This is a genomic window from Gilliamella sp. Occ3-1, assembly GCF_001690655.1.
Classification (GTDB): Bacteria; Pseudomonadota; Gammaproteobacteria; order Enterobacterales; family Orbaceae; genus Gilliamella; species Gilliamella apicola_P.
On record NZ_LZHQ01000034.1, the window covers coordinates 170,594 to 183,553 of the forward strand.

The 12,960-nt window shown below is 33.2% G+C and carries 9 protein-coding genes; 8 read left to right on the forward strand and 1 reads right to left on the reverse strand.

Features of this window, described 5'->3' with window-relative positions:
* The first annotated feature begins 20 nt into the window (after positions 1–20).
* From exuR to A9G43_RS10500, 6 genes are all read left to right on the forward strand, one after another.
* Positions 21–803 carry a transcriptional regulator ExuR gene (exuR, locus tag A9G43_RS10475; RefSeq protein ID WP_065608742.1) on the forward strand — a complete coding sequence of 261 codons (783 nt, stop codon included), beginning with the start codon at positions 21–23 and terminating at the stop codon, positions 801–803.
* 544 nt (positions 804–1,347) lie between these two features.
* Positions 1,348–2,628 carry an MFS transporter gene (locus A9G43_RS10480; protein WP_065608743.1) on the forward strand — a complete coding sequence of 427 codons (1,281 nt, stop codon included), beginning with the start codon at positions 1,348–1,350 and terminating at the stop codon, positions 2,626–2,628.
* Positions 2,629–2,720: 92 nt separating this feature from the next.
* Positions 2,721–3,638, forward strand: coding sequence for a GntR family transcriptional regulator (locus A9G43_RS10485; RefSeq protein ID WP_065608744.1), 918 nt, complete (start codon positions 2,721–2,723; stop codon positions 3,636–3,638).
* Positions 3,639–3,756: 118 nt separating this feature from the next.
* A complete protein-coding gene (locus A9G43_RS10490; protein ID WP_065608745.1) occupies positions 3,757–5,196 on the forward strand; it encodes a tagaturonate reductase in 1,440 nt (479 codons plus the stop codon).
* 27 nt (positions 5,197–5,223) lie between these two features.
* Positions 5,224–6,240 (forward strand): zinc-binding alcohol dehydrogenase family protein, encoded by a 1,017-nt coding sequence (locus tag A9G43_RS10495; RefSeq protein WP_065608765.1) that lies wholly within the window; start codon positions 5,224–5,226, stop codon positions 6,238–6,240.
* Between the two features lie 68 nt (positions 6,241–6,308).
* A complete protein-coding gene (locus tag A9G43_RS10500; protein ID WP_065608746.1) occupies positions 6,309–7,826 on the forward strand; it encodes a UxaA family hydrolase in 1,518 nt (505 codons plus the stop codon).
* Positions 7,827–7,937: 111 nt separating this feature from the next.
* Here the strand turns inward: A9G43_RS10500 and lolA are convergent, their stop codons facing one another.
* On the reverse strand, positions 7,938–8,531 hold the full coding sequence (gene lolA / locus A9G43_RS10505) for an outer membrane lipoprotein chaperone LolA (protein ID WP_034913659.1): 594 nt from the start codon (positions 8,529–8,531) through the stop codon (positions 7,938–7,940).
* Positions 8,532–8,709: 178 nt separating this feature from the next.
* Between lolA and A9G43_RS10510 the strand changes: the two genes are divergently transcribed.
* Both A9G43_RS10510 and nrdA read left to right on the forward strand, forming a co-directional pair.
* The gene (locus A9G43_RS10510; protein WP_034913662.1) at positions 8,710–10,047 is read left to right on the forward strand and encodes a replication-associated recombination protein A; all 1,338 of its coding nucleotides are present in this window, start codon (positions 8,710–8,712) and stop codon (positions 10,045–10,047) included.
* 544 nt (positions 10,048–10,591) lie between these two features.
* A complete protein-coding gene (gene nrdA, locus A9G43_RS10515) occupies positions 10,592–12,880 on the forward strand; it encodes a class 1a ribonucleoside-diphosphate reductase subunit alpha (protein ID WP_065608747.1) in 2,289 nt (762 codons plus the stop codon).
* Positions 12,881–12,960: the final 80 nt, after the last annotated feature.

The following is a 12,960-nucleotide window of genomic DNA, read 5'->3' on the forward strand; positions in this document are numbered from 1 at the left end:
ACTTACCGACTTAATCAAATATGACCCAAGAACAAAATGGACATCAGAGACTTTACCAAGTTATAGCCACAGAGCTAAAAAGCCGTATTATTAACGCTATTTATCCAGTAGGGAGTAAATTACCGTCAGAAAGATTGATATGCGAAGAGTTAAAAGTTAGTCGTTCAGTTGTAAGAGAAGCAATAATAATGCTTGAAGTTGAAGGTTTCGTTGATGCTCGAAAAGGGTCAGGTATCCATGTTATAGCAAATAATCAACAAAACACTAATATATTATCAAACTCACAAGGTTTAAATTTTGCAACAACTGGGCCCTTTGAACTATTACAAGCTCGCCAATTAATAGAAAGCAATATTGCTGAGTTTGCCGCAACACAAATTACAAAAGATGACATTGTAAAATTATTAGAAATACAACATAACGCGAAAAAAGAAGATCACTATCGCAATTCTAGTTGGGATTTAAAATTCCATACACAAATTGCCATGATTACGCGTAACACTGCTTTGATAACAATTGTAGAAGAAGCATGGCAACAACGAATGCTAAACCCTTTATGGAAAAAGCTTCATGAACATATACAACATCAAGATATTGATAGCTGGTGGGATGAACATGATAAAATTCTTGAAGCTCTCATCAACCGTGATCCTAAAGCTGCCAAATTAGCTATGTGGCAACATTTAGAAAACACAAAAAAAATGTTATTTGATGCAACTAGTGAAGATTTTGAAACCAAGCGAGATCACTACCTTTTTTCTGATAATCCGGTTATAGGTATCAATGAAAATAATCAAAATTAATTTTTAACTTAACTTATAATTTTTGCCAAACCAATTATTCTTTATAAATTCTAAAGACTGTTGATCTTTTAATAAAAAAATAAAAAGGCATAAAATAAAAAGACGAAACTGCTTGCAGTGGAATATATAAAACTGCAACATTAAAAAAACAATAATTTGATTTATTATAAAATGTGCTTGCCATAAATTATCCTAAAAAAAGTGAACCACTGCAATTGAATATGCAGAGCTAAGAATTTAGCTTTAAACATACATTTAAAACCAAAAGTTATGCAAAAAGTAAAAGTTTTATAAAAAGAAAATAGGTTAAAATTAACAAAAAGGTATATAAATAAATAAATAAAAAAAACAAATAAAAAACAGAAAAATATTATCCAGACCACAATCGAACAAACAACTCCTTATCTAAATAAATTTTTTCTCTACTATTAATTGTAGCCATTTTAGTGAAATGGCTTATTCGTTAGTAACCTTTATTATCTTAATCAAAAAAAATATAACTAACTGAATATATTATTAAATAATTTATAGTAAGAGGTTTTTTATGCCTAAAAGAAATAATCGTGTTCGATTCCATATAGCAATACTTATGTTATTTGCTATTGTGATTAATTATTTAGATAGAACTGTAATGTCTGCAGCTGCACCTATTATTGCTATTGATTTAAATATTTCACCTGAAGCGTTGGGATGGATCATGTCTGCATTTTTCTTAAGCTATGCATGTTGCCAAATTCCTGCTGGATTCCTTGCAGATCGTTTTGGACAAAGAACAACTCTTGCAGGTTCGGTAACTTGGTGGTCTTTAGCAACAGGTGCAACAGCACTCGCAACATCTCCTATCGGTTTTATTTTTGCTAGGGTGTTTATGGGGATTGGAGAAGCTGCCGCATATCCTTGTAATGGGGGGATTACAGCAAAATGGTTCCCTGATCGAGAAAGAGGACGCGTTACTGCACTATTTGATAGTGGTTCACGTTTTGGTACGGCATTCACCATGCCTCTTGTGGTTTGGATTATTGCTGCCTGGGGTTGGCATGCTGCGTTTTTTATTTGTGGAGCTTTAGGGCTTATTTGGGTTGTTTGGTGGTTATGTGTTTATCGAGACCCAGAACAACACCCTAGCATCAGTACAAAAGAATTAAAATACATTCGTGACGGTCAAATCAAAAAAGAAGGAATAGATACTATACAACCAATGAAATGGTATCAATTATTAAAATATCGTAATGTGCTTGCCATGTGTATTGGATTTTTTATGCTTAATTACGCAGTCTACTTTTTTATTACTTGGTTCCCAACCTATTTAATGAAAGAACGAGGCTTAAGTTTAACTGAAATGGGCATTCTTGCTATGTTACCGCCTTTATGTGGAATCATTGGACAATGGATTGGAGGTTGGTTAACTGACTTTATTTACATAAAAACAGATAACATTAATCTTGCCAGAAAACTTAATCTGGTCGGTGGTATGTTAATTGCAACATCAATTTCATTTGCTGGTTTAGTTAATTCTATAGCCATAATGATGACTCTGCTTTGTATTTCATATATTGGTCTTGCTTTTGCTGGTTCAGCCATTTGGTGCCTACCAGGCGATGTTGCGCCAAGAAATATGACATCTGTTTTAGGCGGGATCCAAAATACGGTTTCAAATTGCGGAGGTATATTAGGTCCAATTGTAACAGGATATATTATTGGTGCAACAGGCTCATTTATGTATGCGTTAGTAGTTTCAGGTTGTGCTTGTGCAATAGGAGCACTTGTCTACTTATTTGTATTGAAAGATATTAAACCAATTACAGAAAATCAAACTACTTTATAACTTAGCCATTTTATTAGAAGATCCTATTAAAAATATTTGGTAGGATTTTCTTAAACTCTTATTATTATAATAACATTATCGAGAAAAATAATATGGGCAGAAGTCAAACATTAAGGCAAAATACCATTAATCAATTTATTGATTGCATTAATAACAAAATATTATCATTTCCATTACCTTCTATTTCAATTCTTGCTGATGCATTTAATGTTAGTAGAACAACTATCCGGGCAGTACTTGAGCATTTGTGCAAAAAAGAAATCCTACTATTGAATAACAATGAATACCATTTATTACGAGAACCAACAAATGAGGATAAGATAGTTTGTATTTTTGAAAAAAGATCGGTTCAAGATAAAAAATTCGAAACCTATTTTTACCATTTAATAAATAACAAGAAATTATTACCAGGCGATAATTTTAATGAAATTCAACTAGCTAAAGACACAAATGTAAATCCCATTGTTGTTCGTGAATTTTTATTACGTTTTTTACATTATGGGCTTATTAATAACATAAAAAAGGGAGAGTGGGAACTAGTTACATTTGGTAAAGATTATGTAGAAAATCTTTATGAATTTAGGAGTGTTTTAGAAATATTTGCTCTTAAAGCATTTATGATCCAACCTGATAATCATATCAACTGGATAAAAGCACGAGAGTTATTACAACGCCATAAGAATTTTCAAAAAAACATTCAAGATGAATATACACTTTTTTCAACACTCGATCGTGATTTTCATCAGTTAATTTTATCTTGTAATGATAATCCTTTTTTCATGCAGTCTTTTGATTTAATTTCTGTTATATTTCATTTTCATTATCAGTGGGATAACAGTAATTTAAAAGAACGTAATAGTATTGCTGTATCGGAGCATATTGCAGTATTAACAGCAATTTTACAAAAAAATGAACAGGCTGCCATCTCAGCGTTGTGCCGACATTTAAATACAGCTAAAACATCAATGCAAGAATCAATTGGTGGAACATTACCTATAAAAAACAGATAAAAAACAAAAAATTTTTATATTCAACACGAAACAACTAAAAAAATAAATACTACTTTTTATCTTCTTTTATAGTTCTCTTTACTTACTAGCTAATAACTTAATTAAAGAGAACTATTATATGAATAAACAACTAAATAGATCTAATTTTCCTGGTCCAAATTATCCTGAAAAGATTATCCAGTTTGGTGAAGGTAATTTTTTAAGAGCGTTTATTGATTGGATTATTGATAATCTAAACCAAAAAACAGACTTCAATAGTGGTGTAACAATCATAAGACCTATTGATACCCATCAACCATCCATTAATGAACAAGATGGACTTTATACAACTATTGTCCGAGGTCTTAATGAACAAGGTAACACAATTGCTACCCCCAGAATTATCTACTCAGTTAATCGTGAAATCTTGATATATCAAGATTATCAATTATATTTAAAATGCGCTGAAAATCCTGATTTAGAGTTTATTTTTTCAAATACAACTGAAGCAGGAATAGCCTTTAGCGATAAGGATAAAGCTAGCGATACACCACCAACAACTTTCCCTGCGAAATTAACGTGTTTTTTATATCATCGATTCGAATTTTTTACCGGAAAAAGGGATAAAGGTTTAATTATTATTCCATGTGAACTAATTGATTATAATGGCGAAAGGCTAAAAGAGTTGGTACTAGAATATGCAAATTTGTGGCAACTTGGTGATAGTTTTATTACGTGGATAAACGAAAGTAATACATTTTGCTCAACATTAGTAGATCGTATTGTAACAGGTTACCCAAAAGATGAGACCACACAAATTGAACAACAACTGGGCTACCAAGACCAATTTTTAGATACAGCAGAATACTTTTATTTATTTGTTATCCAAGGACCAAATTGGTTAAAACAAAAATTAAACCTTAACCAAGCAGACTTAAACATTTTAGTTGTTGATGATATCAAACCTTACAAAGAAAGAAAAGTTGGCATCTTAAATGGCGCTCATACAGCTATGGTTCCCGTCGCTTATCTTGCTGGACTGCGTACTGTAGGTCAATGTATGGATAATCCGCAAATTGAAACATTTGTTAAAAATCTCCTAATTCAAGAAGTGATCCCGACTCTATCTTTGGATCAGGATCAGTTAAAACAATTTACTGATGAAGTATTAAAACGTTTTAAAAATCCATTCATTAAACATGAATTAATGTCTATTTCATTAAATTCATTAACGAAATTCAAAACTCGTTTATTACCACAATTATTAACCTATAGCAAACAATTTAACCAACCGCCAAAATATATTTCCTTTGCTTTAGCTGCTCTTATTGCCTTTTATCGTGGAGAGTATCAAGGCCAAACTATTCCATTAACTGATGATGAACATTTATTAGCAAAATTTAATCAATGGTACCCTCTTTACCAAAATGATGTAAAAACATTAGTAACAAACATCTTAAAAATGACAGAGCATTGGGGAATAGATTTAAATCATATTGCTGGATTAAACGATTTAGTAACGGAATATCTGGAAAATATTTTATCCCATGATATTAAAGATTATATTCCAAACCATTAAACCTTAGGAGTCAAATTAATGCCTAAAATGAAATATATTGTTATTCCAGAACCTGGAAAAGTTGAAATCAAAGAAATGGAAAAACCCACTTTACAAAAGGGAGAAGCAATCTTAAGAGTATTATATGGTGGGATTTGTGGTTCAGACATGGGGACGTACAAAGGTACTTTTCTTTATGCTAGTTATCCTCGCATTCCTGGTCATGAATTTTCGGCCGAAGTTGTTGAAGTAGATGATAATGAGCATGGAATCGAAAAAGGGATGATTGTTACAGCAAATCCTTACTTTAATTGTGGTATATGTTACTCTTGCCGACGTGGGTTTATCAATTGCTGCACACGGAATCAAACACTTGGCGCACAGCGTGATGGTATTTTTAGAGAATATTACAGTATGCCAATTGAACGTATTTATGATGGTAAAGGATTAGATGCATTAACACTTTCAATGATTGAGCCATTTTGCATTAGCTATCATTCAGTTCAACGCACATCTGTAAAAGAAGGAGATAGAGTATTAATTGTTGGTGCCGGACCTATCGGTTTATTTGCTGTTATGGCTGCTATATTAAAAGGGGCTGAGGTTTATGTAAGTGACGTCATGCAATCACGATTAGATAAAGCTTTATCATTAGGTGCAAAAGGTGTTATTCGAACAGATAAAGAAAATTTTGAAGAAAAAGTAAAAAACTTCACTCAAGGTGATGGTTTTGATGTTTGCATTGAATGTGCTGGGTTACCACAAACTTTCCAAAATTGCATTGATGCCGCAGCTTACCGAGGTCGCATTGGTTTAGTTGGTGTTAGTAAGCAAAAATTAGATTTTGCCTTTACTCAAATTCAAACAAAAGAGTTAGATATTTTTGGTTCTCGTAATGCTCTCAAAAAAGACTTTATCGAATTAATCAATCTAGTCAGCTCAGGAAAATGTGATGTTAAAAAAATCATTACTGATGTATACCAATTAACTGATGCTGAAAAGGCATTCAAAGAAATGCAAGATGATCCTAGTGCTCGACTAAAATCAGTAATAAAAATCAGTTAACATAATAACAGTTTTCCAATTAATTCCGCTATAAAAATAGCGGAATTGTGCATTATAGGAATGAGTTTATGAAAAAAACAATTAAAATAAACGATAATGATAACGTCATTATTGCATTAGAGCCATTACATCAAGGCGATATAATCATTAGCGAACCATTGGTAACTCAACACCAAATCATTGTGTTACAGGATATTCCTTCAGGTCATAAAATAGCAATTAAACCAATTGAACAAGGTGAAAATATTGTAAAGTACGGTTTCCCTATTGGCCATGCAACACAGGCGATTAAAATAGGCGAACATGTACATACTCATAACGTAAAAACGAATCTTGGTGAGCTTAATGAGTATCAATATCAACCATCTATAAAGGAAATCTCAACACAAATTAGCGATAAAGAAGTCAATCTTTATCGAAGAAAAAATAAAGATGTTGGTATTCGTAATGAACTTTGGATCATTCCTACTGTGAGCTGTGTTAATGGTATTGCTGAACAGATTCGTAAACAGTTTTTAGCTGATATTTCTCAAGAGCCCTTACAAAAATCATCTAATTTTGATGGTGTTCATCTACTTTCACACCCATATGGTTGTTCACAATTAGGTCTCGATCATCAAACCACTAAAACCATATTACAAGATATGGTCAAACATCCTAATGCAGGTGGTGTTTTAGTTATTGGTTTAGGTTGTGAAAATAATCAAGTTAAGGCATTTAAAGAAAGCCTTGGAGAGTATAATAATGAACGAGTGCGTTTCATGATCGCTCAAGACATTGAAGATGAAATTACAGAAGGTGTCAACTATTTGCACGAACTATATCAAATAATGAAATCTGATCAACGTCAACAAGGTAAACTAAGTGAACTTAAATTTGGCCTTGAATGTGGTGGCTCTGATGGATTATCTGGCATTACTGCTAACCCATTATTAGGCAAATTTTCTGATTATATAATTATACATGGCGGCACAAGTGTACTAACTGAAGTTCCCGAGATGTTCGGTGCAGAAACGATTTTAATGTCTCACTGTATTAATAAACAAACATTTGAAAAAACCGTAAATATGGTTAACAACTTCAAACATTATTTTATGTCATATAATCAACCTATTTACGAAAATCCCTCCCCAGGCAATAAAGTAGGCGGTATTACTACACTAGAAGACAAATCTTTAGGTTGCACACAAAAAGCGGGAAATAGTGCAGTTATTGATGTTTTAGAATATGGTGAAAGACTTCAAAAAACTGGGTTAAATTTATTATCTTCTCCTGGTAATGATGCTGTTGCAACAGGAGCATTAGCCGCAGCAGGCTGTCATATGGTGCTATTTTCCACAGGAAGAGGAACTCCTTATGGTGGTGTAGTACCAACCGTAAAAATTTCAACCAATTCAGCTCTGGCTCAAAAAAAGAAGAACTGGATTGATTTTGATGCTGGGCAATTAGTAAATGGGGTCAAAATGGACAAATTATTAGAACAATTTATTGATCTAATTATACAACTTGTTAATGGTAAACAAACATGTAATGAAATTAATCAATTTAGAGATTTATCTATTTTTAAAAATGGAGTGATTGAATAATTTTCTCTTATCTTGTTATGATTGCTCAAATTTAATTTTTAATATAACTCTTGATGAAAACTGAACAAAAAGTAACTTATTATATATTAAATTTGAGCGGAAGATAATCAATTAACGCTGGTCATCAACAGTTACACCTGCTGGCGGAGTAAATTTAAATTTATCTAATGCGACTTTACCTAGTGTTTGTCGAGACAAGTCATAAAAACTACGTTGGCCATCTTCTTCTATAATAGTAAAGTTAGAAATCATACCTGTAGGTAATACCGAAATAATAAAGTCTTGATTAGACCCATCTGTTGGTTTTAGGGTAAACGAATCTTGTTTACGAGTGACATTATAAACATTCCAAATTGGGTTCTGACTGTCAGTAATTAGTAACATTAATCGGTTATCAATCGCTTTTTTCAAGTCCATTACACTAACTTGTTGAACTGCTGGTGTATATACCCACATATTCTTTCCATCAGAAATAATCGATGTTTCATCAGGTTCATTCATCGTCCAATTAAAATAGTAAGGTCTACTAACCCATAGATCGCCTTTACCTTCTTGTACTTGTTGATTATCGGCCGTTTTCACATCTTGCGAAAACCTTGCATAAAACCCGTCAATTTTATCTAAACGTTGTTGTAATACTTCTTTATCGCCAGCCCATGCTGATAAACTAACTAATGCTCCGATTAAAAGTAAAAACTTTTTCATAATCAATCCTTATGTATTTATTCTATAAAAATATGTTAAATATATTTTGATTACTATATATGATCGAAATATTACCGTTTTTATTCCACTGGGGGAAGATATTTTCTTTTCTTTTTTCACTTACAAAATAACAAGTATATAATAGGTTTTATTTTACAAATGCGGATAAATACCTGCCATGCCGAGTATGTCTTTTGAATTTACTACTGATGAATTTAAACCATTAGCAGCTAGAATGCGCCCACGTAATCTAGCTGAATATATAGGTCAATCTCATCTATTGGGGAAAGATAAACCGCTACCAAAAGCAATTGAAGCTGGAAATTTACACTCAATGATCCTTTGGGGGCCGCCTGGCACTGGCAAAACAACTTTAGCTGAAATTATTGCTCATCATGCTAATGCTAAAGTTGAACGAGTTTCTGCCGTTACATCTGGCATAAAAGATATTCGTGAAGCAATTGAACGTGCTAAAATTAATCAGCAAGCAGGGATCCGCACTATATTATTTGTTGACGAAGTTCATCGTTTTAATAAAAGTCAACAAGATGCGTTTTTGCCTTATGTTGAAAACGGTACTGTTACGTTTATTGGAGCAACAACTGAAAACCCATCATTTGAATTAAATTCTGCGTTATTATCTCGTGCAAGAGTCTATTTACTCAAATCATTAACCAACCATGACATTGAGCAAATTTTACAGCAGGCAATGGATGATCCTAAGCGTGGTTATGGTAATAAAAACATCAATCTACCTGAAGAAATAAAAAAACAAATTGCAGAATTCGTTGGTGGCGATGCGAGGCGAGCACTCAATACTCTTGAACTATTAATTGACATGTCAGATGGGCATGAACTTACACCTGATTTACTCAAAGAAGTTATGGGAGAACGTAGTGCGAGATTCGATAATCAAGGCGATCGTTTTTACGATTTAATTTCCGCGGTACATAAATCAATACGTGGTTCCGCACCTGATGCCGCTCTTTATTGGTATGCCAGAATTATCTCTGCTGGGGGGGATCCGCTTTATGTTGCACGTCGATTATTAGCCATTGCTTCGGAAGATGTTGGTAATGCCGATCCTAGAGCTATGCAAGTCGCGCTTGCCGCATGGGACTGCTTTACAAGAGTTGGTCCTGCTGAAGGTGAACGTGCAATTGCACAAGCAATAATCTATCTTGCTTGTGCACCAAAAAGTAATGCAGTTTACCTTGCATTTAAACAAGCAATGACTGATGCCAAATCAAAACCTGATTACGATGTTCCTGAGCATTTACGCAACGCTCCAACAAGCTTAATGAAAAACTTAGGTTATGGCGCTGAGTATCGTTACGCCCACGATGAACCCAACGCTTTCGCAGCAGGTGAAAATTACTTCCCGCCAGAAATGGCTAATACAAAATATTATCGCCCAACAACTCGTGGTGCTGAAAAAAATTATACTGAAAAATTAGCATGGATAGAAGAACAAAACCTCTCAAGCTCTATTCAACGTTATAAGTCTAAAAAATAGAGGCTATGATTATTTTTATAAAAATATTTTGAAAGAATTTGATCTAATGAAATACTAAATCAATAATCTTCAACTAAAAATAAAAGAAGATAACAAAAATACTTGTAAAATAGAGAGTAGTATTTCTATGTACTAATTTGTGTACCCTACTTTCAAATCTTAAAATAATGTTAAAAACTTTCAGTAAAGTATGTGTTTGAGTATAAAATATTAAATAATAAAGTACTATTTATCTAAAAATAGCAATCAAATTCTTGTACAAAAAGTACATTTTAACTCATGCAAATTTTTACTTTGTCGATAATCAGTTAAATGATATCGATAGCACAACGTTAACTTGCATAAGTTATTCTTATCATTTTTTATGAAAAATAAATTTTAACTATTAAAATCAATAACGTTTTATTTTAATTAATAAATTTGAACCATTGATTAATAATACTACATATAGTGACAAATTCAATTAATAGGTACTATATATTGTATATTTTGATAAACATCAATTATCATAATTAAAAATATACTTTAACATTGGAATGAAAGAATGAATAAATCAATACTCGTTACCAAACGAGATGGAAAGAAAGAACCAATAAACCTTGATAAAATCCACCGTGTTATTACATGGGCTGCTGAAGGATTAGAAAATGTTTCTGTTTCTCAGGTTGAATTACGTTCACATATTCAATTTTATGATGGTATTCGTACATCGGATATTCATGAGACAATTATTCGTGCTGCAGCCGATCTGATCTCACAAGAAGCGCCAGACTATCAATATTTAGCCGCACGCTTAGCAATCTTTCATTTACGTAAAAAAGCCTTTAATCAATTTACCCCACCTTCACTTTATGAACACGTTAAAAAATTGGTCGATAACGAGCTTTATGATAAACACTTGCTTGAAGATTATACGCAAGAAGAATTTGAACAAATGGATAAGATTATCGATCACTGGCGAGATATGTCTTTTTCGTATGCCGCAGTTAAACAACTTGAAGGAAAATATCTAGTACAAAATCGTGTCACTGGCGAGATTTATGAAAGCGCGCAGTTTTTATATATTCTAGTTGCAGCTTGCCTTTTCGCTAATTATCCTAAAGATACACGTCTTAGTTATATCAAACGCTTTTATGATGCCGTTTCAACCTTTAAAATTTCGCTACCAACGCCAATTATGGCGGGGGTTCGTACTCCTACTCGACAGTTCAGTTCTTGCGTATTAATTGAATGTGATGATAGTTTAGATTCTATTAACGCCACAGCAAGCGCTATTGTTAAATATGTATCACAACGGGCAGGAATTGGAGTTAATGCAGGGCGAATTCGTGCGTTAGGAAGCTCAATTCGTGGTGGTGAAGCTTTTCATACAGGCTGCATTCCATTTTATAAATATTTCCAAACAGCGGTTAAATCTTGTTCGCAAGGTGGTGTGCGAGGAGGAGCAGCAACTGTTTTCTATCCTCTTTGGCATTTAGAAGTTGAAAGTTTATTAGTATTACGTAACAACCGTGGCGTTGAAGAAAATCGTGTCCGCCATTTAGACTATGGCGTACAAATCAATAAATTAATGTATCAACGTTTAATCAAAAACGAAAATATTACCTTATTTAGCCCATCGGACGTTCCTGGTCTTTATGATGCTTTCTTTGCCGATCAAGATAAATTTGAAACGCTTTATAAACAATATGAACAAGATCCAAATATTCGCAAACGCGAAGTTAAAGCCGTTGAACTCTTTGCATTATTAATGCAAGAGCGCGCATCAACTGGGCGTATTTATATCCAAAATGTCGATCACTGTAATACTCACAGCCCATTTAATGCACAATTAGCACCTGTTCATCAATCTAATTTATGTATGGAAATTGCACTGCCAACAAAACCGCTTAATAACGTTAATGATGAACATGGCGAAATTGCCCTTTGCACATTATCAGCCTTTAATTTAGGTAAAATAGAATCTCTAGATGACTTTGAAGAGTTAGCCGATTTAGCGGTACGCGCTCTTGATTCACTACTTGATTACCAAAATTATCCTGTACCTGCAGCTCGTCATTCTTCATTAAATCGTCGCACATTAGGTATTGGTGTTATTAACTATGCCTATTATTTAGCAAAACATGGGGTTAAATATTCCGATGGCAGTGCCAACAATTTAACTCACCGTACCTTTGAAGCCATGCAATACTATTTACTAAAAGCATCGAATAATCTAGCTAAAGAAAAGGGTGCCTGCCCATTATTTAGTCAAACCACATATTCGCAAGGTATTTTACCTATTGATACTTATAAAAAAGATTTAGATACCATTACTAAAGAGCCGTTACACTATGACTGGGAATCACTACGAGCATCAATTAAAACCTATGGACTTCGTAATTCGACATTATCGGCATTAATGCCATCAGAAACTTCGTCACAAATTTCCAATGCAACAAATGGTATTGAACCACCACGTGGTTTTATTAGTGTAAAAGCATCAAAAGATGGTATTTTAAAACAAGTGGTTCCTGAGTATAACCATCTGAAAAATTTTTACGAATTACTTTGGCAAATTCCAAATAACACTGGTTATTTACAATTAGTTGGCATCATGCAGAAATTTATTGATCAATCAATTTCTGCTAATACTAATTATGACCCAGCTAAGTTCCCAAATAATAAAGTACCCATGAAACAGCTATTATCAGACTTATTGACTGCTTATAAATTTGGCGTAAAAACACTCTATTATCATAATACACGCGATGGCGCTGAAGATATTCAAGGTGATATTGTTTCAACAACCCATTCGGATGATGGCTGTGAAGGTGGCGCTTGCAAAATTTAACCTTGATTAAAACTAAATAGCTACACGCTAAAATTCAATTTTTTATCGGGGGAAAACTAGTAATTTCCCCATTCAACTTG

Bases quoted from the DNA above. Each gene is read 5' to 3' on its own strand.
- exuR (WP_065608742.1), top strand. From the start codon at position 21: ATGACCCAAGAACAAAATGGACATCAGAGACTTTACCAAGTTATAGCC.
- A9G43_RS10480 (WP_065608743.1), top strand. From the start codon at position 1,348: ATGCCTAAAAGAAATAATCGTGTTCGATTCCATATAGCAATACTTATG.
- A9G43_RS10485 (WP_065608744.1), top strand. From the start codon at position 2,721: ATGGGCAGAAGTCAAACATTAAGGCAAAATACCATTAATCAATTTATT.
- A9G43_RS10490 (WP_065608745.1), top strand. From the start codon at position 3,757: ATGAATAAACAACTAAATAGATCTAATTTTCCTGGTCCAAATTATCCT.
- A9G43_RS10495 (WP_065608765.1), top strand. From the start codon at position 5,224: ATGAAATATATTGTTATTCCAGAACCTGGAAAAGTTGAAATCAAAGAA.
- A9G43_RS10500 (WP_065608746.1), top strand. From the start codon at position 6,309: ATGAAAAAAACAATTAAAATAAACGATAATGATAACGTCATTATTGCA.
- lolA (WP_034913659.1), bottom strand. From the start codon at position 8,531: ATGAAAAAGTTTTTACTTTTAATCGGAGCATTAGTTAGTTTATCAGCA.
- A9G43_RS10510 (WP_034913662.1), top strand. From the start codon at position 8,710: ATGCCGAGTATGTCTTTTGAATTTACTACTGATGAATTTAAACCATTA.
- nrdA (WP_065608747.1), top strand. From the start codon at position 10,592: ATGAATAAATCAATACTCGTTACCAAACGAGATGGAAAGAAAGAACCA.